This window comes from Streptomyces sp. NPDC006687 (assembly GCF_040636215.1).
Lineage (GTDB): Bacteria > Actinomycetota > Actinomycetes > Streptomycetales > Streptomycetaceae > Streptomyces.
Map to the genome: position 1 here is coordinate 286,867 of NZ_JBEYJJ010000001.1, position 22,311 is coordinate 309,177.

15 protein-coding genes are annotated in these 22,311 nt (G+C 72.6%); 7 read left to right on the plus strand and 8 right to left on the minus strand.

Translation table 11 applies throughout. The annotated features are described in order from the left end of the window. Nucleotides 1-2: 2 nt before the first annotated feature. Nucleotides 3-1,490 (minus strand): sugar transferase, encoded by a 1,488-nt coding sequence (locus ABZ716_RS01300; RefSeq protein ID WP_358955598.1) that lies wholly within the window; start codon nucleotides 1,488-1,490, stop codon nucleotides 3-5. A gap of 379 nt (nucleotides 1,491-1,869) precedes the next feature. Between ABZ716_RS01300 and ABZ716_RS01305 the strand changes: the two genes are divergently transcribed. Further along, nucleotides 1,870-4,143 (plus strand): M4 family metallopeptidase, encoded by a 2,274-nt coding sequence (locus ABZ716_RS01305; RefSeq protein WP_358955601.1) that lies wholly within the window; start codon nucleotides 1,870-1,872, stop codon nucleotides 4,141-4,143. Between the two features lie 132 nt (nucleotides 4,144-4,275). Here the strand turns inward: ABZ716_RS01305 and ABZ716_RS01310 are convergent, their stop codons facing one another. Both ABZ716_RS01310 and ABZ716_RS01315 read right to left on the minus strand, forming a co-directional pair. Continuing rightward, entirely contained in the window at nucleotides 4,276-4,779 is a 504-nt protein-coding gene (locus tag ABZ716_RS01310; protein ID WP_358812454.1) for a hypothetical protein, read from the minus strand. A 206-nt stretch (nucleotides 4,780-4,985) separates the two neighbouring features. Continuing rightward, nucleotides 4,986-6,512, minus strand: a complete 1,527-nt coding sequence (locus ABZ716_RS01315; protein ID WP_358955603.1) for an MFS transporter — start codon at nucleotides 6,510-6,512, stop codon at nucleotides 4,986-4,988. 159 nt (nucleotides 6,513-6,671) lie between these two features. Here ABZ716_RS01315 and ABZ716_RS01320 point away from each other — a divergent pair, with 159 nt between their 5' ends. Next, entirely contained in the window at nucleotides 6,672-7,703 is a 1,032-nt protein-coding gene (locus ABZ716_RS01320; protein WP_358955606.1) for an AsnC family transcriptional regulator, read from the plus strand. A 25-nt stretch (nucleotides 7,704-7,728) separates the two neighbouring features. Here ABZ716_RS01320 and glgP read toward each other — a convergent pair whose 3' ends face one another. Both glgP and ABZ716_RS01330 read right to left on the minus strand, forming a co-directional pair. Then, nucleotides 7,729-10,368, minus strand: coding sequence for an alpha-glucan family phosphorylase (glgP, locus tag ABZ716_RS01325; RefSeq protein WP_358812457.1), 2,640 nt, complete (start codon nucleotides 10,366-10,368; stop codon nucleotides 7,729-7,731). Nucleotides 10,369-10,443: 75 nt separating this feature from the next. Then, nucleotides 10,444-11,310 carry a hypothetical protein gene (locus tag ABZ716_RS01330; protein WP_358812458.1) on the minus strand — a complete coding sequence of 289 codons (867 nt, stop codon included), beginning with the start codon at nucleotides 11,308-11,310 and terminating at the stop codon, nucleotides 10,444-10,446. Nucleotides 11,311-11,792: 482 nt separating this feature from the next. Here ABZ716_RS01330 and ABZ716_RS01335 point away from each other — a divergent pair, with 482 nt between their 5' ends. The 4 genes from ABZ716_RS01335 to glgB all read left to right on the plus strand — a co-directional run bounded on the left by ABZ716_RS01335 (nucleotide 11,793) and on the right by glgB (nucleotide 19,386). Continuing rightward, nucleotides 11,793-13,787, plus strand: a complete 1,995-nt coding sequence (locus ABZ716_RS01335; RefSeq protein WP_358812459.1) for an alpha-1,4-glucan--maltose-1-phosphate maltosyltransferase — start codon at nucleotides 11,793-11,795, stop codon at nucleotides 13,785-13,787. Then, the gene (gene treS / locus ABZ716_RS01340; protein WP_351878944.1) at nucleotides 13,784-15,478 is read left to right on the plus strand and encodes a maltose alpha-D-glucosyltransferase; all 1,695 of its coding nucleotides are present in this window, start codon (nucleotides 13,784-13,786) and stop codon (nucleotides 15,476-15,478) included. Before ABZ716_RS01335 ends, treS begins: the two co-directional genes overlap by 4 nt. 186 nt (nucleotides 15,479-15,664) lie before the next feature. Beyond that, a complete protein-coding gene (locus ABZ716_RS01345) occupies nucleotides 15,665-17,098 on the plus strand; it encodes a maltokinase (RefSeq protein ID WP_358812460.1) in 1,434 nt (477 codons plus the stop codon). Next, entirely contained in the window at nucleotides 17,095-19,386 is a 2,292-nt protein-coding gene (gene glgB, locus ABZ716_RS01350; protein WP_358955608.1) for a 1,4-alpha-glucan branching enzyme, read from the plus strand. Before ABZ716_RS01345 ends, glgB begins: the two co-directional genes overlap by 4 nt. Here glgB and trxA read toward each other — a convergent pair. Together trxA and ABZ716_RS01360 are read right to left on the minus strand one after the other, a co-directional pair. Further along, nucleotides 19,376-19,720 (minus strand): thioredoxin, encoded by a 345-nt coding sequence (gene trxA / locus ABZ716_RS01355; protein WP_358812462.1) that lies wholly within the window; start codon nucleotides 19,718-19,720, stop codon nucleotides 19,376-19,378. The two genes, glgB and trxA, sit on opposite strands and share 11 nt — an antisense overlap. After that, nucleotides 19,717-20,124 (minus strand): MerR family transcriptional regulator, encoded by a 408-nt coding sequence (locus ABZ716_RS01360; protein ID WP_358812463.1) that lies wholly within the window; start codon nucleotides 20,122-20,124, stop codon nucleotides 19,717-19,719. Before ABZ716_RS01360 ends, trxA begins: the two co-directional genes overlap by 4 nt. A gap of 402 nt (nucleotides 20,125-20,526) precedes the next feature. Between ABZ716_RS01360 and ABZ716_RS01365 the strand changes: the two genes are divergently transcribed. Further along, complete coding sequence (locus ABZ716_RS01365) at nucleotides 20,527-21,150, plus strand: helix-turn-helix transcriptional regulator (RefSeq protein WP_358955878.1); 624 nt, start codon at nucleotides 20,527-20,529, stop codon at nucleotides 21,148-21,150. A 13-nt stretch (nucleotides 21,151-21,163) separates the two neighbouring features. Here ABZ716_RS01365 and ABZ716_RS01370 read toward each other — a convergent pair whose 3' ends face one another. Then, nucleotides 21,164-22,189 (minus strand): ATP-dependent 6-phosphofructokinase, encoded by a 1,026-nt coding sequence (locus tag ABZ716_RS01370; protein ID WP_358955610.1) that lies wholly within the window; start codon nucleotides 22,187-22,189, stop codon nucleotides 21,164-21,166. Nucleotides 22,190-22,311 lie beyond the last annotated feature (122 nt).

The following is a 22,311-nucleotide window of genomic DNA, read 5'->3' on the forward strand; positions in this document are numbered from 1 at the left end:
CCTCAGTACGCTCCGCGGCCGTCGACGACGGCGCGGAGGGTACGGCCCATGACGTCGACGTCGCTGGTGAAGGACCAGTTGTCCACGTACTGGAGATCAAGCTGAATCGTTTCGTCCCAGGAGAGGTCGGAGCGTCCGCTGATCTGCCACAGCCCCGTCATCCCGGGCCGGACGGTGAGGCGGCGCAGCTCGACCTCGTCGTACTCCGCCACCTCCTCCGGCAGCGGCGGGCGCGGGCCGACCAGGGACATGCTGCCGGTCAGCACGTTGACCAGCTGGGGCAGCTCGTCCAGCGAGGTGCGGCGCAGCAGCCGGCCCACCCGGGTCACCCGGGGGTCGCGGCGCATCTTGAACATCAGCCCGTCGTTCTCGTTGGCCCCCGACAGCCCGGGCTTGAGCCGGTCGGCGTCCACCACCATGGTGCGGAACTTCCACATGACGAACGGGACCCCGTCGCGCCCGATCCGGCGCTGGCTGTAGAAGGCGGGGCCGCGCGAGCCCAGGCGGATGGCCAGCACCAGCACGAGGAACAGGGGTGACAGCACGAGCAGCCCCGCGGCGGCGGCGGCCCGGTCGAACGCGGACTTCAGCAGGGTCTGCGCCCCTCCCCGCACGGGCGGGGCGACGCGCAGCACGGCGAGCCCGCCGGCGGACAGGGTCTCCAGCCGCTTGACGGAGACCTCCACCAGCCCGGGGAACACCGCCAGCTCCAGCCCCTCGTCGTGCAGCGCCCACGCCACCCGGCGCAGCCGCTCCCCCGCGATCCGCGCGCCGGGGACCACCAGCACCAGGTCGGCGTGGTGGCCGCGGACGGCGTCCCGCACCGCGGCCGCGTCCTCGCCCAGGGACTCGGGCATCCGCGCGGCGAGCCGCGCCGCGACGGGCACGCCGCCCTCCAGGGCGCCCTCGCCGACCGGGAGCACGCCGACGACCACGTACGGGTGGTCGGTGCGCGCCGCGAGGTGCGCGATGACGTGGTCGGCGGCGGCGGGCTCGCCCAGCACCAGCACCCGGCTGACGGCCTGGGCGGCGCGGCGGGCCGCATGGAGGTGATGGTAGGTCAGTTTGTGGTGGGCGACGGTGACCAGAAGGGCCGGCAGCAGCGCCCCCAGGGCGGCCAGCCGCGGGGTGCTCTCCCCGGTGACGACACGGGCGACGGCCAGGACGCCGATCAGAATCAGCCAGTCGTGCAGCACGGGCAGGACCCCGCGGGACTCTCCGAGCGCGCGGGCGGCGTATCGTCGCCGCAGGGCCTGTACGCCGGCCCACGCCAGGGCCGCGCCCAGGGCGCAGTACAGGGGCCTGGCCTGCTGCGCCGCGTCGAAGACCAGCCCCACGGGCAGGGCCGCGCCGGCGAGGTCGGCCCCCACGGCGGCGGGCAGGTACCAGCGGGCCTTGTCCCCCAGACGGCGCGCGGGGGCGTCCGGAGGCCCGTCCGCCGCACCGGCCGCCGCGGCCACTGTTTGCGCAGGAAAATGGACATGCCTCATGGGCCCCCCTGGCACGTGGTCTGTGTCGGTGCGCACGTCCGCCGCTTCCCCAAACGGCGGGCCATCTGTCGCACCGGGAAACAGTACGACAAACACCCGTACGGTAAATGCCGTTTGGGTGAACGAGGTCTCTTGTTACCCAAGGGTTAGCAACCGGTACCAACCGTTCCACCGCGCGCGGAGTTGCTTCGCACACCAAGGTGAAGGGTTCGGATACCGGATACGTCTCTTCGGACAACGAACCGTTTCCAGCCAACCTTTTGATGTGGCCCTGACATCGGACACGCCAGGTGGCACGCTTCGATCCGTTCATCGCACAGCCCTGATCTGCCCGGTGGCCCACCCAGCCTCCGGATCCCCTTTGCAGAAGGAGTCTGCGTTGAGTCCCACCCCCCAGCGGCGTGCCACCGCGGCCGGCGCACTCGTAGCCGCGGCGGCCATGGTCGCCGTAGGTATGCAGACCGGTATCGCCACCGCCTCCGCCGACGTCACCGCGTCGCAGGCCCGCACGGCCGCCCAGCCCAACCCGGGCGCGGCCAATGTCGTACTCAGCGCTTCTGAGCGTGCGACGCTCATCAGCGAGGCCAACTCCACCTCCGCCCAGGCCGCCAAGGCGCTCGGCCTCGGCAGCAGCGAGAAGCTGGTCGTCCGTGACGTGGTCAAGGACGCCGACGGCACCACGCACACCACCTACGAGCGGACCTACGACGGTCTGCCCGTGCTCGGCGGCGACCTGACCGTCCACGCGAAGGGCGGGGTCACCAAGAGCGTCACCAAGGCGACCCAGCACGAGATCAAGGTCTCGGACACCAACGCCACGGTCTCGGCGGCCGACGCGGAGGGACAGGCGGTCGCCGCCGCCAACTCCGAGGGCTCCAAGCAGTCCAAGGCCGACAAGGGCGCCCGCAAGGTGATCTGGGCCGCGGACGGGATCCCGGTCCTCGCCTACGAGACCGTCGTCGGCGGCCTCCAGGACGACGGCACCCCCAGCCGGCTGCATGTGATCACCAACGCCAAGACGGGCGCGAAGATCGGCCAGTGGCAGTCCATCGAGACCGGCACGGGCAACACGCAGTACAGCGGCCAGGTCACCCTCGGCACCACGCAGTCCGGCAGCAGCTACACGCTGACCGACGCCGGCCGCGGCGGCCACAAGACGTACAACCTCAACGGCGGGTCCTCCGGCACGGGCACCCTCTTCAGCAACTCCACCGACGTCTGGGGCAACGGCCTGTCCTCCAACAAGGAGACGGCCGGCGCGGACGCCGCCTACGGCGCCCAGCTGACCTGGGACTACTACAAGACCGTCCACGGCCGCAACGGCCTGCGCAACGACGGCGTGGCCCCCTACAGCCGGGTCCACTACGGCAACGCGTACGTCAACGCCTTCTGGGACGACTCCTGCTTCTGCATGACCTACGGCGACGGCTCGGGCAACAGCAAGCCGCTGACCTCCATCGACGTGGCCGCGCACGAGATGACCCACGGTCTGACCTCGGTCACCGGCAACATGACCTACAGCGGTGAGCCCGGCGGTCTGAACGAGGCCACCTCCGACATCATGGCCGCGGCCGTCGAGTTCTGGGCGAACAACTCCAAGGACGTCGGCGACTACCTCGTCGGCGAGAAGATCGACATCAACGGCGACGGCAGCCCGCTGCGCTACATGGACAAGCCGAGCAAGGACGGCTCGTCCAAGGACTCCTGGTACTCCGGTATCGGCTCGGTCGACGTCCACTACTCCTCGGGTCCGGCCAACCACTGGTTCTACCTGGCCTCCGAGGGCTCCGGCGCCAAGGTGATCAACGGCGTGAGCTACAACTCGCCGACCGCCGACGGCCTCCCGGTCACCGGGATCGGCCGTGACGCCGCCGCGAAGATCTGGTTCCGCGCGCTGACGGTGGGCTACTTCAAGTCGACCACCAACTACGCGGACGCCCGCGTCCAGACCCTGAAGGCCGCGGCCGACCTGTACGGCCAGGGCTCGGCCACGTACAACAACGTCGCCAACGCGTGGGCCGGCATCGCCGTCGGCGCGCGCATCAACGACGGCGTGACCGTCACCGCGATCCCGAACCAGACCACCCAGATCAACACCGCGGTGAACCTCCAGGTCCAGGCGACCAGCACCAACGCGGGCGCCCTGAGCTACGCGGCGACCGGCCTGCCGGCCGGCCTGTCGATCAACTCCTCCACCGGCCTGATCTCCGGTACGGCGACCACCGCGGGCACGTCCAACGTGACCGTCACCGTCACCGACTCGGCGGGCAAGACCGGCACCGCGTCCTTCACCTGGAGCGTCGGGACCGCGCAGCAGAACGTGTTCGAGAACACGACGGACTACGCGATCAACGACAACGCCACGGTCGAGTCCCCGATCACCGTCACCCGCACCGGGAACGCGCCGTCCACCCTCAAGGTGGACGTCAACATCCTGCACACCTACATCGGCGACCTGAAGGTCGACCTGGTGGCGCCTGACGGCAGCGTCTACAACCTGCACAACCACTCGGGCGGCAGCGCCGACAACATCATCAAGAGCTACACCGTCGACGCCTCCTCCGAGGTCGCCAACGGCGTCTGGAAGCTGCGGGTCAACGACAACGCCAGCCTGGACACCGGCAAGATCGACAGCTGGAAGCTCACCTTCTGACCCTTCGGGGCGCGGAGTGAGTCACAGCCGAAGTCACCGCTGAACCGCTGAACCGCACACACCACGGGGCCGCCCGGGAGGAGAACTCCCCGGGCGGCCCTGTCCCATGTGCGCCGTGGGCGGCGCGGACGGTCAGCTGACGGACCGGAAGGCGGCGTCGAGGAAGGCCCGGTCGAAGACGACCCGGTCGCTGCCGCGGTTCTGGCGGCGCCCGCTGCGGTCCTCGTCGCCCCGGTCGTCGTCCCAGTCGTGGCGGCCGTGGTGCTCGTCGGACGGCTTGAGGTAGACCGAGCGGGCGTTCAGGTCGCGCGCGTGCTCACCGGGGCGCAGCACCTCCTGGGCCTCGCCGTCACAGCTGCCGTCCCGGAAGACGAGGACGAGCGAGTCCGTGTCGTTCTGCACCGCGAAGGCCGGCCGGTTCCGGCTGGTCCCCGTCAGCCGGTAGCAGGTGTCGTTGTCGCCGGGCTCGATCGTCCCGTGCCGCACGTCCCCGTCGTCGTCCGTGAAGCGGTAGTGGATCTCGCCGAGGCCGCCGTGGTCGTGGTCACGGTCGTTGGCCAGGGCCTGGCCGGCGGCGGGGAGGGCCAGGGCGACGGAGGCGAGGAGTGCGGCGGCGGCTGTGGAGCGGAGGCGCATGGGAGTGTCCGTTTCTCGGGTTGCGTGGGGGCCGGGGCCGGAAGGACGTCCGCAGGGCAGCCTAGGAGCCCCCGGGGCCGCCGGAGCGGCCGCCGTGCGCAGGCGTTCGGAGGTTCACCCTCCTGGCGCGCCCGCCGCGGACCGTCCGGAGCCCGCCCCGCGTTCCGGCCGCCGGCCCGGGGGCTGACCCCGCCCGGTGCCGCCGCCTAGGCCGGCTGCTGCGGCCGGGCCGGTTCGCCGGCCGGGGCCGGAACCCGGGCCGCACCGCCCGCGCCGCCCGCACCGCCCGCCGCCGGACGCCGCATCAGCAGCACCACCGCCAGCCCGCCGACGAGGCCCAGCGCGCCGGAGACCACGAAGGTCTCCCGCAGCCCGCTCGCGAAGGCGGCGTCCACCCACGCCCGCGCCCCGGGCACGGCCAGCAGCCGGCCCGCCCCGCCGGCGGCCAGGGCGTCGGCGGTAGCGGCGGGCTGCCCGCCGAGCCCGTCCACCAGCCCCGCGTGGAACACCGCGCCCAGCACCGCGATACCCAGGGCGGTACCCAGCTGCCGCGCGGTGTTCAGCACCCCGCCGGCCATCCCCGCCCGCGCCGGCGGCACCGCCCCCATGGCGGAGGCCGCCAGCGACGGGATCGACACGCCGACCCCGACCCCGGTCAGCACCAGCCCCGGCACCAGCGCCGGCCAGCTGTCCCCGGCGTCGAGCATCCCGGCCTGGAGCAGCGCGCCCGCGCCGATCAGCAGCAGCCCGCCGCCGATGGTCAGCCGGGCGGGGAGCCCGTGCAGCAGCCGCCCGGCCCCCGCCGCGACGGCGAACGCGGCCAGGCTCATCGGCACCAGCGCCAGACCGGCGCCCACCGGGCTCATCCCCTCGGCGGACTGCAGCCACAGGGAGACGTACATCAGGTACGAGAACGCCGCCCCGGAGGTCAGCAGTCCGGCGATCATCACCGCCACGAAGGCCGGGCTGCGGAAGAGCGAGAGGTCCAGCATCGGGCGGGAGCCGCGCAGCTCGACCAGGACGAAGGCGGCGAAGGCGGCCACCGCCAGGGCGAACAGAGCCAGGGTGGAGGCGGAGCCCCAGCCGTCCTCACCGGCCCGGATCAGCGCGTACGTCAGGGCCCCGGCTCCCACGGTGAAGGTGGCCATGCCGGGCAGGTCGAGCCCCTGGGCCCGCGGATCGCGGGATTCGGCCACCGCTTTGAGCGTCACGAACACGGCCAGGGCGCACAGGGGCAGGTTGATGAAGAAGATCCAGCGCCAGCCGAAGTGCTCGGTCAGCAGCCCGCCGACGATCGGCCCGGCCGCCGCGGCGGCGCCGTTGACCGCGCCCCAGACGCCGAAGGCCACCCCTCGGTCGCGGCCCTGGTAGGAGGCGCTGAGCAGGGCCATGGAGGTGGCGGCCATGGCCGCTCCGCCGATGCCCTGGACGGCGCGGAAGGCGATCAGCGCGCCCGGTCCGCCGGCCAGGCCGCAGACCAGGGAGGCGGCGGCGAAGACGACGAGCCCGCCGAGGTAGACCCGGCGCCGGCCGATCCGGTCGGCGAGCGAGCCCGAACCGAGCAGGAGGGCGGCGAGGGCGAGGGCGTAGATGTCCATCACCCACTGGAGCCCCGCGAAACCGGTGTGCATGTCGGCGGCCATGTCCGGGAGGGCGACGGTCACGATGGTGACGTCGACCAGGAGCATGAACGCCCCGATGCACACCGCCGTCAAGGGCAGCCATTTGCGCATGGGGTTTTCTCCTCTGGTGCTTCGGTGCCGGGGTCGTCGGTGCCCGGCGGGGGCTTCGCTGCGGTCACCCCCACCGTCGCAGCGGAGCACCGAATCACCCACCCACAAGCCCATCCGCGCAGGATTCCTGTCTTCGCCGGTCCTGCGATGATGGAAACCATGCAGCCCTCGCAACGGTCCGGAAACGGCCCCATCGCACTGGACCCCTTTGACCGGGCCCTCGCTCAGGCCCTGGCCATCGACGGCCGGGCCCCCTTCAGCCGGCTCGCCGAGGTACTGGAGGTCTCCGACCAGACGGTGGTGCGCCGCTACCACCGGCTGCGCGGCAACGGGCTGCTGCGGGTGGTCGGACTGCCCGTCGGCAGCCGGGTCGGGCTGTTCGAGTCCTGGGTGCGCGTGCAGTGCGCACCCGACGCGGCGGTGGCGGTGGCCGAGGCGCTGGCCCGGCGGCCGGACATCGCCTGGGTCACCCTGAACTCGGGCGGTACGGAGATCCACTGCATGACCCGGGCCCGGACCCGGGAGGACCGGGACGCCCTGCTGCTGGAGAAGCTGCCGCGCACCCGCCGGGTCACCGCGATCAGCGCGCACACCGTCCTGCGCAAGTACGTCGGCGGCCCCGGGGCCTGGGCGGGGATGGCGGTGCTGCGCCCGGACCAGGTCGCGGCCCTGGAGCCGCCGCCGCCCGCGCCGGGGTACAAGGACGCCCGCTACACCCTGGACGACGCCGAGCTGGCGATGCTGGCGGTCCTGCGGCAGGACGGCCGCGCCGGCTACCCGGAGCTGGCCCGCGCCTCGGGCCTGTCGGAGTCCACCGCCCGGCGCAGGCTGGAGCGGCTGCGGGAGGGCAGGGCCGTCTACTTCGACGTGGAGGTCATCCCGGAGCACCTGGGCTTCGAGGCGGACGCCTCCCTGCTGCTGACCGTGCCGCCGGCCCGGCTGGCGGAGGTGGGGGCCGCCCTGGAGAGCCATCCGGAGGTGCCGTTCGCGGCGGCCATCACCGGGGCGGCGAACCTGCTGGCCGTGGTGCTGTGCCGGGACACCGACGCGCTGTACACGTACCTGACCGAGCGGATCGGCGCGGTGCCCGGCGTCGGGCAGGTGGAGGTGATCCCGAACCTGCGGACCCTCAAGCGGGCCGGGATGCTGGTCGAGGACGGGCGGCTGGTGGACCCGCCGCCCGCCCCCTGACCGTCCCCGGCGTCGCCGGGCCGGGTCAGCGCAGCACGACCCCGCCCGCCGGATCTGGGTCCACCACCGGGCCCGCGACCAGCCCCATCTCGGCCGGGGTCGCCAGCAGCGGGTGCGCGGGCAGGACCCGTACCGTGTAGCCGAAGGGACCCGTCCGGTCGAGGGCGAGCGGGCCCTCGTACACCCAGCGCCCCTCCAGGTCGGGACCGGTGGCGGGCTTGAGGGGGAAGGCCCGCGCGTCCTTGATCACGTCCTGGGCGTCCACCCGGCCCGCGACGGCCTGCACCTCCACGTCCTCCGGCGCGAGCGCGTCGAGCGCCACCCGCACCCGCAGCGTGAGGGTGGCCCCCAGCTCGGCGGTGCCGCCCACGGGTGTGGCGGCGACGGCCTCCACGTGCTCGACGGCCACGCTCGGCCAGGCGGCCCGGACCCGGCCCTTCCACCAGGCCAGGTCCCGCGCCGCGTCGGCGGTCAGGGCGCGGTGGGAGAGCGCGGCGGGGGCGTAGAGCCGCTCCACGTACTCCCGTACCATCCGCCCCGCGAGCACCTTCGGGCCCAGGGAGACCAGGGTGCGCCGGACCATCTCGATCCACCGGTCGGGCAGTCCGGTGCGGCCGGCCCGGTCGTAGAAGCGGGGCGCGACCCGGTTCTCGATCAGCTCGTAGAGGGCGCCCGCCTCCAGGTCGTCGCGGCGGTCCTCGTCCGTGCCGAGTCCGTCGGCGGTGGGGATGGCCCAGCCGAAGTCGGGCTCGAACCACTCGTCCCACCAGCCGTCCAGCACCGACAGGTTGAGGCAGCCGTTGAGCGCGGCCTTCATCCCGCTGGTCCCGCACGCCTCCAGCGGCCGCAGCGGGTTGTTGAGCCAGACGTCGCAGCCCGGGTAGAGCTTCTGTGCCATGGCCATGCCGTAGTCGGGCAGGAACACGATCCGGTGCCGCACGCGCGGGTCGTCCGAGAAGCGCACCAGCTCCTGGACGAGCCGCTTGCCGCCGTCGTCCGCCGGGTGCGCCTTGCCCGCCACGACGATCTGCACCGGGCGGTCGGGGTGCAGCAGCAGACGGCGCAGCCGCTCGGGGTCGCGCAGCATCAGGGTGAGCCGCTTGTAGGAGGGGACGCGCCGGGCGAAGCCGATGGTCAGCACGTCCGGGTCGAGGACGGAGTCCACCCAGCCGAGCTCGGCGTCGGCGGCGCCGCGCTGCTTCCAGGAGGCGCGCAGCCGGTCCCGTACCTCCTGCACCAGCTGTTCGCGCAGCGAGCGCCGGACCTCCCACACGTCCTGGTCGGCGATCTGCGCGACGGCGTCCCAGCGGGTGGAGTCGCCGACGGCGAGGGCGTCCTCGGTGCGCCCCGCGCCGATCTGGCGGGCGCCGAGCCGCATGACCTCGGGGGCGACCCAGGTCGGGGCGTGCACCCCGTTGGTCACGGAGGCGATGGGGACGTCGGCGGGGTCGAAGCCCGGCCAGAGCCCGGCGAACATGCCCCGGCTGACCGCCCCGTGGAGGGTGGACACCCCGTTGGCGCGCTGGGCCAGGCGCAGGCCCATGACGGCCATGTTGAACACGCCGGGGTCGCCGCCGGGGTAGGACTCGGCACCGAGCTCCAGGATCCGCTCGACGGGTACGCCGGGGAGTTCGCCGCCCTCGCCGAAGTGGCGGGCCACCAGGGAGCGCTCGAAGCGGTCGATGCCGGCGGGGACGGGGGTGTGGGTGGTGAAGACGGTCCCGGCGCGGACGGCTTCCAGGGCGGCGTCGAAGCCGAGGCCGGGATCTCCTTCCAGCTCCCTCATGCGTTCGAGGCCGAGGAAGCCGGCGTGGCCCTCGTTGGTGTGGAAGACCTCGGGGCCGGGGTGGCCGGTGATGCGGCAGTAGGTGCGCACGGCCCGGACGCCGCCGATGCCGAGCAGCATCTCCTGGAGGAGGCGGTGGTCGCTGCCGCCGCCGTAGAGCCGGTCGGTCACGTCGCGGGCGGCGGCGTCGTTGTCCTCGACGTCGGAGTCGAGCAGCAGCAGCGGGACCCGGCCGACGCGAGCCTGCCAGATGTGCGCGTGCAACGACCGTCCGCCGGGGAGGGAGAGGGTCACGCGGGCGGGGGTGCCGTCCTCCTGGCGGAGCAGGCACAGGGGCAGCTCGTGGGGGTCGAGGACGGGGTAGTGCTCCTGCTGCCAGCCCTCGCGGGAGAGCGACTGGCGGAAGTAGCCGTGCCGGTAGAGCAGGCCGACGCCGATGAGGGGGACGCCGAGGTCGCTGGCGGCCTTGAGGTGGTCGCCGGCGAGGATCCCCAGGCCCCCGGAGTACTGGGGCAGGGCGGCGGTGATGCCGAATTCGGGGGAGAAGTAGGCGATGGCGGCGGGCAGGCCGCCGCTGTTCTCGTGGGTCTGGTACCACCTGCCGCCGTGCAGGTAGTCGTCGAGGTCGGCGACGGCGACGGCGAGGCGGCGCAGGAAGCGCCGGTCGGCGGCGAGTTCGGCGAGACGGGCGGCGGAGACGGTGCCGAGCAGCCGGACGGGGTCGCCGCCGGCGGCCTGCCAGCCCTCGGGGTCGACGGATTGGAAGAGTTCGCGGGTTTCCGTATGCCACGACCAGCGCAGGTTGCGCGCGAGCTGGGCGAGTGGCACGAGGGGTTCGGGGAGGACGGGGCGCACGGTGAATCGACGGATAGCCTTCACGTGTTCCACCTTCGCAGGGGTGACGGATCGGAGCGGCCGCACCACGCTGTGCAGGCACGCAACGCCCCAGGAAGGCTAGCCCCGGATCGGCTCCCCCGGTGGCCGTTCGCCCAACAGGTCGTCCAGGCAGGCGCGCAGGGAGGGCGGCAGGGTGGCGCCTTCCATGCCCCGCAGCAGGGCGAGGACGGGCGGGGTGAGGAAGTGGCCGAGCCGCAGGAGGGCGTGCAGCTCGCGCTCCAGGGCCCGCGGGTCGCTCTCCCGGACGGCGGCGCGGGCCAGGGCGGCGCACAGCCGGCGGCCGGCGTCCGCGTCCCAGGCGCCGGGCCGGCCCGCGGCCTCGCCGGCGGCTTCGTCGGCGGCCAGGGCCCGCACCCGGGGATCGGGGTCCAGCATCCGCCGTACGCACTCCCGGGCGCGGGGGTCGGCCTCCAGCCGGTCCCACTCCTCCAGCCCGCGCGCCCCCGCCCCGGACAGCAGCACCCGGGCGGTGCTGCCGGCGTCCAGCCGGTCGACGGCCCGCCCGTAGAGCTCGATCCGCTCCAGCACCACCCACGCCCCGCCCGGGGTCCGCAGCCGTGCCCCCGTACGAGGGACCCCGCGCAGGCAGCGCACCACGGCGAGGGTGGCGGCCCCGCCGGGGGTGACGGGGGCGCAGACCTGGAGCCGCCCGGCCCGCGCGAGGAGCCGCTCCAGCACGGGCGGCGCCGGCCAGAGCACCCCGAGCCGCTGGAGCCCGAGGTCGCTGATCCCCGCCTCGACGGTGACGAGCGCGCCGAGCTGCGCCTCCAGCGCCCCGGGGTCCTCCTCGGCGCAGGCGGCCTCGACCAGCACCCCGGCCAGCTCGCCCTCCGCCCCGGGATCCCACACGGCGCCGCTCACCCACCGCGCTGCCTGTTCCCGCTGCCGGGGGTCGGGATGCAGGAGCTGCTCGGTCAGACCCATGCCGCGCATTCTCGCGCGGATCGCCCGCCCGGGTGACCCCTTCCGAAGTGCTGAAACCCCGTCAGTCCGGGGGTTCGCGCCCAGGAGCTGAACGCTCCCCTGGGGCACGCGGGGTCAGCGGGGCGCCCGGTGCGGGGGTGACTCGTTGGACGTCACCTGGTGCGCACCGACTTGACGGAGCCTCGGCGGATGTCGAGGGGGCCCTTGGGGAATGGCCCGCTCCTTACGTACGAGTAGTTATCCGACAGCACGGATTGGGCGCTGCGAGAGTGGGAAGGGCTGAGCGGGTATACGCGACACGCACGGCGCACCTCCCCCGACCTTCTCCCGCCACCCGAGTGAACGCGGACAGGAGCGGCCATGCCCGCAGCCCAGCCGTCTTCCGAGCGGCTAGAAACAGAGCGAACAGAGCGTGCACTACCAGCCGTGATTCCGGCTGGCCCGTCACCGAGCCCTGCGAACTGCCCCCAGGTGATCCCATCATGATCGGTCGCATTCCCGTGCTGGACGTCCTGCCCGCCGTCGACTGCGGGGCCAGACCCGCCAAGGCGGTGGTGGACGAGGTCTTCGAGATTTCCGCCACCATCTTCCGCGAGGGCCACGACGCCGTTTCGGCCCATGTGGTCCTGCGTGATCCGAGCGGGCGGCTGCGGCCGCCGGTGCCGATGCGCGAGCTGGCCCCCGGTACCGACCGGTGGGGGGCCCGCGTCTCCGCCGAGACCGAGGGGAGGTGGACGTACACCGTCGAGGCGTGGAGCGATCCGGTCGCCACCTGGCGCGCCCATGCCGCGATCAAGATCCCGGCGGGCATGGACACCGACCTGACGCTCGTCGAGGGCGCCGAGCTCTACGAGCGGGCCGCCGCCAAGGTGCCCAAGCGCGACGGCCGCGAGGCCGTGCTGGCCGCGGCCGAGGTGATGCGCGACGAGGACCGGCCCGTGGAGGTGCGCTACGCGGCCGCGCTGGACCCGGCCGTCGACGCGGCGCTCGCGCGGCGCCCGTACCGGGAGCTGGTGACCTCCGCGAAGGCGCTGCCGCTGCTGGTGGAACGCAAGCGGGCCCTCTTCGGTTCCTGGTACGAGATGTTCCCCCGCTCCGAGGGAGCGGTGGTGGAGCCCGGCTCGGCTCCCGTCAGCGGCACCTTCCGGACCGCCGCCGACCGGCTTCCGGCCATCGCCGCGATGGGCTTCGACGTGGTGTACCTGCCGCCCATCCACCCCATCGGGAGCACCTACCGCAAGGGCCCCAACAACACGCTCTCGGCGGGCGATTGGGACCCCGGTGTGCCGTGGGCCATCGGCTCTCCGGAGGGCGGCCACGACGCCGTCCACCCGGAGCTGGGGACCCTGGAGGACTTCGACGCCTTCGTGGCGCGCGCCCGTGAGCTGCGCCTGGAGATCGCCCTGGACTTCGCGCTCCAGTGCTCCCCGGACCACCCCTGGGTGGACAAGCACCCGGAGTGGTTCCGCCACCGCGCCGACGGGACCATCGCCTACGCCGAGAACCCGCCGAAGAAGTACCAGGACATCTACCCGGTCCACTTCGACGCCGACATGGCCGGGATCGTCGAGGAGACCTGCCGGATCCTGCGGCACTGGATGGACCACGGCGTCCGGATCTTCCGGGTGGACAACCCGCACACCAAGCCGGTCCTCTTCTGGCAGAAGGTCATCGCGGAGATCAACAAGACCGACCCCGACGTGATCTTCCTGGCGGAGGCGTTCACCCGGCCCGCCATGATGCGCGCCCTCGCCTCGATCGGCTTCCAGCAGTCGTACACGTACTTCACCTGGCGCAACACCAAGGCCGAGCTGACGGAGTACCTGACCGAGCTGACGGGGACCCGTTCGGCCTCGGTGATGCGGCCGAACTTCTTCGTCAACACCCCCGACATCCTCCACGCCTACCTCCAGAAGGGCGGCCGGCCCGCCTTCGAGATCCGCGCGGTGCTCGCCGCCACCCTCTCCCCCACCTGGGGGATCTACGCCGGCTACGAGCTCTGCGAGAACGAGGCGGTGCACGAGGGCAGCGAGGAGTACCTGAACTCCGAGAAGTACGAGCTGCGCCCCCGCGACTGGGAGGCGGCCGACCGCGAGGGCCGCACCATCGCCCCGCTGATCACCACCCTGAACCGGACCCGCCGGCGCAACCCGGCGCTCCAGCAGCTACGGGACCTGCACTTCCACACCACCGACAACGAACAGGTGATCGCCTACTCGAAGCACGCGGGTGGCAATTCCGTACTGGTGGTCGTCAACCTCGACCCGCACCACACCCAGGAGGCGACGGTCTCGTTGGACATGCCGGTACTCGGCCTCGACTGGCACGGGTCCCTCGCAGTGCGCGACGAGCTCACCGGCGAGACCTACCACTGGGGCAGGGCGAACTACGTGCGCCTGGAACCGGGCCGTACGCCCGCGCACGTCCTCGTCGCCCTGCGACCGTCCCCGCCCACCGGAGGGTCACCCACCACATGATGATCAACGACCCCGTCCCCGACACCTTCGAGGACACCCCCGCCAAGGACCGCGACCCCGACTGGTTCAAGCGGGCCGTCTTCTACGAGGTCCTCGTCCGCTCCTTCCACGACAGCAACGGCGACGGTGTCGGGGACCTCAAGGGGCTCACCCAGAAACTGGACTACCTCCAGTGGCTCGGCATCGACTGCCTCTGGCTGCCGCCGTTCTTCGCCTCACCGCTGCGCGACGGGGGCTACGACGTCTCCGACTACACGGCGGTGCTCCCCGAGTTCGGGGACCTCGCCGACTTCGTGGAGTTCGTGGACGCCGCGCACAGCCGCGGCATGCGGGTGATCATCGACTTCGTCATGAACCACACCAGCGACCAGCACGAGTGGTTCCAGCAGTCCCGCACGGACCCGGACGGCCCCTACGGCGACTACTACATGTGGGCGGACAACGACAAGCAGTACCAGGACGCCCGCATCATCTTCGTCGACACCGAGACCTCGAACTGGACGTACGACCCGGTCCGCAAGCAGTACTACTGGCACCGCTTCTTCTCGCACCAGCCGGACCTCAACTTCGAGAACCCGGCCGTGCAGGAGGAGATCATCTCCGCCCTGCGGTTCTGGCTCGACCTCGGCATCGACGGCTTCCGCCTCGACGCCGTGCCCTACCTGTACGCCGAGGAGGGCACCAACTGCGAGAACCTGCCGCGCACCCACGCGCTGCTCAAGCGGGTCAGAGCGGAGATCGACGCGCACTACCCGGACACCGTCCTGCTCGCCGAGGCCAACCAGTGGCCCGAGGACGTCGTCGACTACTTCGGGGACTACGCCACCGGCGGGGACGAGTGCCACATGGCCTTCCACTTCCCCGTCATGCCGCGCATCTTCATGGCCGTGCGCCGCGAATCGCGCTACCCCGTCTCGGAGATCCTGGCCAAGACCCCGGCGATCCCGGACCGCTGCCAGTGGGGCATCTTCCTGCGCAACCACGACGAGCTCACCCTCGAAATGGTCACGGACGAAGAGCGCGACTACATGTACTCCGAGTACGCCAAGGACCCCCGGATGCGCGCCAACATCGGCATCCGGCGCCGGCTCGCCCCGCTCCTGGACAACGACCGCAACCAGATCGAGCTGTTCACCGCCCTGCTGCTGTCCCTGCCCGGTTCGCCGATCCTCTACTACGGCGACGAGATCGGCATGGGCGACAACATCTGGCTCGGCGACCGCGACGGCGTGCGCACGCCCATGCAGTGGACCCCCGACCGCAACGCCGGTTTCTCCTCCTGCGATCCGGGCAGGCTGAACCTGCCGGTCATCATGGACCCGGTCTACGGGTACCAGGTCACCAACGTCGAGGCGTCCATGGCGTCGCCCTCCTCGCTGCTGCACTGGACCCGCAGGCTGATCGAGATCCGCAAGGTGAACCCCGCCTTCGGACTCGGTTCGTACACCGAACTGGCCTCGTCCAACCCGGCCGTTCTCGCGTTCCTGCGCGAGTACGGGGACGACCTGGTGCTGTGCGTGCACAACTTCTCGCGCTTCGCGCAGCCCACCGAGCTGGACCTGCGCTCGTTCAACGGACGGGTCCCCGTGGAGCTCACGGGTGACGTGCGCTTCCCGCCGATCGGCGAGTGGCCGTACCTGCTGACCCTGGCGGGCCACGGCTTCTACTGGTTCCGCCTGCGCCGGGAGTAGGCGCCGGCGTTAGCCCAGCCGCGCGAACCTGCGCGGTACCGCACAGGGGCGGGCACTCCAACGGGTCAACGCCCGCCCCAATACGGAGCATCCTGACCCGACACTCGCACTTACCGGAGAAGCAACTGCCGCACATCCGGGACACTCTGCGCATTCTGTGACGGCCCGGGGAAAGGACGCGACGCCATGTCGGAGGCTGCATCCGCCCGGAGCCGGCTCACGGCCGACCGGGCCGCCGGGATCGGCCCGTTCGAACCGATGCTGAGGGAATGGCTGCCCGCACAGCGCTGGTTCGCGGGGAAGGGACGCGGGATCGGCCGGCTCAGGCCCGTCTCCGCGTCCGAGCTGCTGCCACCGGGCTCCGTCCCGGGACTGCTGCACCTGCTGCTCGACGTGGACGGGGACTGCTACCAACTGCTGCTGGGCCTGCGCCCGTCGCCGCTGCCGCCCGCCCTCGCGCCCGCCCTGATCGGCCACCCGCGCTCGGGCCCGTACGCCGGGATGGCCGTGTACGAGGCCCTGCGCGACCCCCGGCTCGCCACCCTGCTGCTGGAGCGGCTGCGCTCCCCCGGCGCCCTGGGCCCGCTCCGCTTCGACCGGGTCCCGGACACCCCGATCGAAGCCGGGCTCACCCCCCGGCCGCTGTCCGGGGAACAGACCAACTCCTCCCTGATCTACGGGGACACCTACATCCTCAAGGTGTTCCGCCGGGTCGGCCCCGGGACCAACCCGGACCTGGAGCTGCCCAGAGCGCTCGCCGCCGTCGGCTGCGCCCGGGTCCCCGCCCCGGTCGCCTGGTACGAGGCCGCGCCGGACGGCGGAGAACCGTTGACCCTGGGCGTGCTCCAGCCCTATCTGCGCGGCTCAGACGACGGCTGGCAGCTGGCCCTGCGCCGGCTCGCCGCCGGAGCGGACTTCACCGCCGAGGCGCACGCCCTGGGCCGGGCCACCGCCGAGGTGCACAGCGCCCTCGCCGACGCCCTGCCCACCGTGGCCCTGGGCCCCGAGCAGACCGCCCGGCTCGCCGCCGGGATGACGGCCCGGCTCGCCGCCACCGCCCGCGAGGTGCCCGCGCTGCGCCCCTACGAGACCGGGCTGCGCGGCGCCTTCGACGCCCTGGCCGCCTCCCGGGGTACAGGGGTCTCCGCCCAGCGCATCCACGGGGACCTGCACCTGGGCCAGACCCTGCGCACCGCCGACGGCAGCTGGGCGCTGATCGACTTCGAGGGGGAGCCCGCCCGCCCCCTGGCCGACCGCCGCCGCCCCGAACCGGCCGTCCGCGACATCGCCGGGATACTGCGCTCCTTCGACTACGCCGCCCGCTCGCACCGGCCCTTCGCACCCGCCTGGGCGGACGCCTGCCGGGCCGCGTTCTGCGAGGGCTACGCCCGTACCACCGGCCGCGACCCGCGCGAGGACCCGGTCCTGCTGCGCGCGTACGAGACCGACAAGGCGGTGTACGAGGCGCGCTACGAGTTCCGGCACCGCCCCGACTGGCTGCACGTGCCCATGGCGGCGATCCGCCGGCTCTCGGCTCCCGAGCGCCCCGCCCACCGCATGCCCCCGCCCGTACCCGGCACCACCCCGCATCCGAAGCCCCCGAGGAGGCCGCTCGCGTGAGCGCCGCACGACAGCCGTCACCGACCGTCCGCGAGGAAGCCGCCGCGGCCGCGGTCCCGGAACCCACGAAGCGCAGCCGCGCCCCGCGCGCCCGCCGCACCGCCCCCTCCCAGGGGGTCCGGCCGGCCCCCGCCCTGGACGCCGGGGAACGCGCCCGGCTGCTGGAGGGACGCCACCACGACCCGCACGGCCTGCTCGGCGCCCGCGTCCAGCAGGGCGGGGTGGTCTTCCGCGTGCTGCGCCCCTACGCCAAGGCCGTCACCGTCGTGGCGAAGGGGCTGCGCGCCGAGCTCGCCGACGAGGGCGACGGGCTGTTCTCCGGCCTGCTGCCGCTGACCGAGGTGCCGGACTACCGGCTGCTGGTGACCTACGACGGCGAGGAGCGCGAGGTCCACGACCCCTACCGGTTCCTGCCCGCCCTCGGCGAGCTGGACCTGCACCTGATCGGCGAGGGCCGCCACGAGGAACTGTGGACGGCGCTCGGCTCGCGGGTCATGGAGCACCAGGGGGTCACCGGCACCCGGTTCACCGTGTGGGCGCCGAACGCGCAGGGCGTACGGGTCACCGGGGACTTCTGCTGCTGGGACGGCGGGGCGTACCCGATGCGCTCGCTGGGCTCGACCGGGGTGTGGGAGCTGTTCCTGCCGGGGATCGGCGAGGGAGCCCTGTACAAGTACGACATCACCCGCCCGGACGGCGGCCACACCCTGCGCGCCGACCCGATGGCCCGGTACGCGGAGGTCCCGCCGGCGACCGCCTCCGTGGTGACGGACTCGCGGTACGAGTGGGGCGACGAGCAGTGGATGGCCGCGCGGGGGCTGCGCCCGGCGCACCTGTCGCCGATGTCGGTGTACGAGCTGCACCTGGCCTCCTGGCGGCCGGGGCTGAGCTACCGCGAGCTGGCCGAGCAGCTGCCCGCGTACGTCAGCGAACTGGGCTTCACCCACGTGGAGTTCATGCCGGTCGCCGAGCACCCCTTCGGCGGCTCGTGGGGCTACCAGGTGACCGGTTTCTACGCGCCGACCTCACGGCTGGGCACCCCGGACGACTTCCGCTTCCTGGTGGACTCGCTGCACCGGGCCGGGATCGGGGTGATCGTCGACTGGGTGCCGGCGCACTTCCCGCGCGACGACTGGGCGCTGGCCGAGTTCGACGGGCGGCCGCTGTACGAGCACCAGGACCCGCGGCGGGCCGCGCACCCGGACTGGGGGACGCTGGAGTTCGACTACGGGCGCACGGAGGTCCGCAACTTCCTGGTGGCCAACGCCGTGTACTGGTGCCAGGAGTTCCACGTGGACGGCCTGCGCGTGGACGCGGTGGCCTCGATGCTGTACCTGGACTACTCGCGCGAGGAGGGCGACTGGTCGCCGAACGAGCACGGCGGCCGGGAGAACCTGGACGCGGTGGCGATGCTCCAGGAGATGAACGCGACGGTCTACCGGCGCTGCCCGGGCGTGGTGACGGTCGCGGAGGAGTCCACCGCCTGGAACGGGGTGACCCGGCCGACGGACGCGGGGGGCCTGGGCTTCGGGCTGAAGTGGAACATGGGCTGGATGCACGACACCCTGCGGTACGTCTCGAAGGAGCCGGTGCACCGCAAGTACCACCACCACGACATGACCTTCGGGATGGTGTACGCGTTCAGTGAGAACTACGTGCTGCCGATCTCGCACGACGAGGTGGTGCACGGCAAGCGCGCGCTGGTGTCGAAGATGCCGGGCGACTGGTGGCAGCAGCGAGCCACGCACCGGGCGTACCTCGGGTTCATGTGGGCCCATCCGGGCAAGCAGCTGCTGTTCATGGGGCAGGAGTTCGCCCAGGGTTCGGAGTGGTCGGAGAGCCAGGGCCCGGACTGGTGGGTAGTGGACCCCGGGTACTCGGCGGCCGGGGACCACACGGGGGTGCGGGACCTGGTGCGCGACCTGAACCGGCAGTACACGGCGGCGCCGGCGCTGTGGGAGCGGGATTCCGTGCCGGAGGGCTTCGCGTGGGTGGAGGCGGACGCCGCCGACGACAACGTGTTCGCCTTCCTGCGGTTCGCGGGCGACGGCTCGCCGCTGCTGTGCGTCTCCAACTTCTCGCCGGTGGTCCGGCACGGGTACCGGCTCGGTGTGCCGGACGAGGTCCCGCAGTGGCGGGAGGTCCTCAACACGGACCTGGAGGTGTACGGCGGCAGCGGCGTCCGCCAGGACCGCCCGCTGCGCCCCGAGCCGGTGCCGGCCCAGGGCCGCGGGAAGAGCCTGCGGATGACGCTGCCGCCGATGGCCACGGTCTGGTTCAGGCCGTGACGAGTGCCTCCTCCAGCTCCTGGAGGAGGCGCCGCTTGGGGCGGGCGCCGACGATCTGCTTGACGGGCTCGCCGTCGCGGAAGAGCAGCAGGGTCGGCATGGACAGCACCCCGTAGCGGGTGACGGCGTCCGGGTTGGTGTCGGCGTCGATCTGTACGACCTTCAGCCGCCCCTCCTCCTGCGCCGCGACGGCGGACAGGACGGGGGCGAGCTGGCGGCAGGGGCCGCACCAGTCCGCGGTGAACTCCACCAGGACCGGGAGGTCCCGCTCCGCCAGTACCTCCGCCGCGAAGTCGGCGTCGGTCACCTCGGCGACACCCTTGGCGTGGATCATCGTGTTCCCCTCTCCCAGCCGCTCATCTCGCAGCGCGGCTGCGTCTGTCCGGCGGCCTCTTCGGCCGCCGCCAACTGGTGCGCGACCTGCTCGCGCACGTCGGCCAGCCGGCCGATCAGCGCGTCGAGCTCGGCGAGCTTGCGCCGGTAGACGGCGAGCGAGGCCGGGCAGGCGTCGCCGGCCGGGTGGCCGTCGCGCAGGCAGTCGACGAACGGGCGGGTGTCCTCCAGGTCGAAGCCGAAGTCCTGGAGGGTGCGGATCTGGAGGAGGAGGCGCAGGTCCTCCTCGTCGTAGTCGCGGTAGCCGTTGCCGGTCCGCCGGGCGGTCAGCAGACCGCGTGACTCGTAGTACCGCAGCGTCCGGGTGCTGGTCCCGGCGCGTTTCGCCAGTTCGCCGATGCGCATGGCCCGACCGTACGGCTTGACGCCGACGTCAAGGAAAGGGCCGCGGGGAGGCTTCGGGGGCCCTCGCTACCCCCGTGCGCGAGGGCCCCGCTATGGATCACGTACGGCGTGGGGGTGTGGTTCACGGTGTGTGGCGGGGATCACGTCGCGGGCCCGGGAAGCCGCCTGCGCCGCGGTGGCCGGATCCGTACGCTGTGAGTGGATCTTCCGCCCATCCGATTACCGGACGGTCGCCGGGAAAACCGCACAAAGTCATGAACTCCGTAGGACTTTCCTACGAGTTATGGGCTTGTTCGAACGACCCGTAGTCGTCACGCCCCGGCCACTCCTACCGTGTGCCGTGTGCACTCCAGTCCACCTTTCAATGCCCCCGCCGCGCGTCGCCTGCGCGCGGCCCTGGGCATGGCTCCCGGTCATGTCGCCTACGGCCTGCGGGCCCAGTACGGCCTGCTCGTCGCACCCGAGACCGTGACGGCCTGGGAGCAGGGCGAGCAGTCGCCCAGCTCCGCCGAGCTCACCGCCCTCGCCGGGGTGCTCTGGTGCTCCCCCGGGGAACTGCTCGCCGAGCCCGTCACCCTGCGGGAGCACCGGCTCGCCCGGGGCCTGGACCCCGAGGACCTGGCCCGCAGGGTGGGGCTGGAGCCGAGCGCGTACCTGAAGATGGAGGAGAGCGGGCGCTGGAAGGGCAACGAGCGCCAGTCCGCCGCCCTCGCCTCGGCCCTGAAGCTGACCCTGCCCCAGTTCGTGGCGGTCAGCGGCCGGCAGGAGGAGCTCGACGGGCTGCTGCGCAGCGCGGCCACCACCCGCTGGCAGGGGTACGTCAAGCCGCTGGCCAAGCTGCTGCCGGTGCCCAAGGCGCACCTGGAGCGGATCCTGGCACTGCTCCACACCGAGTACCAGCAGCGGATGGCGGCCACGGTCAGCTGGGGCGGCGGCGACAGCGCGATGTGGAGCGGGGACGCCGGACGGGAGTACCTGGACGCGATCTCGGAGCGGTTCTGGTCGCTGGCCGGCGGTGCGGGATAGGAGCGCGGCCGGGTCAGAAGACGAACTCGGCCTCGTACATACGGCTCTCCGGGACCCTCTTGAGCTCGGTGACGGCCTCGGCCAGCGGGGCCATCACCACGTCGGTGCCGCGCAGGGCGGTCATCTTCCCGAACTGCCCGCGGTGCACGGCCTCGACGGCGTGCCAGCCGAAGCGGGTGGCCAGGACGCGGTCGTAGGCGGTGGGGACGCCGCCGCGCTGGACGTGGCCGAGGATGACCGGGCGGGCCTCCTTGCCCAGGCGGCGCTCCAGTTCGACGGCCAGCCGGTTGCCGATGCCGGCGAAGCGCTCGTGCCCGTACGCGTCGATGGCGCCCTTCTCGTAGGGCATGGAGCCCTCGGCCGGGTGCGCGCCCTCGGCGACGCAGATGACGGCGAACTTCTTCCCCCGGGCGAAGCGTTCCTCCACCATCTTCACCAGGGCGTCCACCTCGAAGGGCCGTTCGGGCAGGCAGATGCCGTGGGCACCGCCGGCCATGCCCGACTCCAGGGCGATCCAGCCGGCGTGGCGGCCCATGACCTCGACGACCATCACGCGCTGATGCGATTCGGCGGTGGTCTTGAGGCGGTCGATGGCTTCGGTCGCGACCATGACGGCGGTGTCGAAGCCGAAGGTGCGGTCGGTGGCGGAGATGTCGTTGTCGATGGTCTTCGGCACGCCGACCACCGGCATCCCGGCGTCGGAGAGCATCCGGGAGGCCGTCAGGGTACCCTCGCCGCCGATCGGAATCAGGGCGTCGAGCTGGTAGCGGCGCGCCAGCTCGTCCGCGTTCTCCGCCGCCTCGTGGAGCCGGGCGCGCTCCATGCGCGCCGAGCCCAGGATGGTGCCGCCGCGGGCCAGGATGCCGCTGACGGCGTTGATGTCCAGGGGGCGGTAGTGGCCGTCGAGGAGGCCCTTGAAACCGTCCTCGAAGCCGATGACCTCGTCGCCGTGGCCGACCAGCGCGCGGTGTACGACCGACCGGATGACGGCGTTCAGGCCGGGGCAGTCGCCGCCTGCGGTGAGAACTCCGATACGCATCGCCTTGTGTCTCCTGCTCCTGGTCGCACGTGATGGTCGTATTGATCCCAGGTGTCCGATTGTTCCACGCCGCCGGGGTGCCCCGCGCTCCGCGCCGCTCCGCCCCACCAGGCCCTTCGCCC

Bases quoted from the DNA above. Each gene is read 5' to 3' on its own strand.
- ABZ716_RS01300 (WP_358955598.1), bottom strand. From the start codon at position 1,490: ATGAGGCATGTCCATTTTCCTGCGCAAACAGTGGCCGCGGCGGCCGGT.
- ABZ716_RS01310 (WP_358812454.1), bottom strand. From the start codon at position 4,779: ATGCGCCTCCGCTCCACAGCCGCCGCCGCACTCCTCGCCTCCGTCGCC.
- ABZ716_RS01315 (WP_358955603.1), bottom strand. From the start codon at position 6,512: ATGCGCAAATGGCTGCCCTTGACGGCGGTGTGCATCGGGGCGTTCATG.
- ABZ716_RS01320 (WP_358955606.1), top strand. From the start codon at position 6,672: ATGCAGCCCTCGCAACGGTCCGGAAACGGCCCCATCGCACTGGACCCC.
- ABZ716_RS01330 (WP_358812458.1), bottom strand. From the start codon at position 11,310: ATGGGTCTGACCGAGCAGCTCCTGCATCCCGACCCCCGGCAGCGGGAA.
- ABZ716_RS01335 (WP_358812459.1), top strand. From the start codon at position 11,793: ATGATCGGTCGCATTCCCGTGCTGGACGTCCTGCCCGCCGTCGACTGC.
- treS (WP_351878944.1), top strand. From the start codon at position 13,784: ATGATGATCAACGACCCCGTCCCCGACACCTTCGAGGACACCCCCGCC.
- ABZ716_RS01345 (WP_358812460.1), top strand. From the start codon at position 15,665: ATGTCGGAGGCTGCATCCGCCCGGAGCCGGCTCACGGCCGACCGGGCC.
- trxA (WP_358812462.1), bottom strand. From the start codon at position 19,720: ATGATCCACGCCAAGGGTGTCGCCGAGGTGACCGACGCCGACTTCGCG.
- ABZ716_RS01360 (WP_358812463.1), bottom strand. From the start codon at position 20,124: ATGCGCATCGGCGAACTGGCGAAACGCGCCGGGACCAGCACCCGGACG.
- ABZ716_RS01365 (WP_358955878.1), top strand. From the start codon at position 20,527: ATGGCTCCCGGTCATGTCGCCTACGGCCTGCGGGCCCAGTACGGCCTG.
- ABZ716_RS01370 (WP_358955610.1), bottom strand. From the start codon at position 22,189: ATGCGTATCGGAGTTCTCACCGCAGGCGGCGACTGCCCCGGCCTGAAC.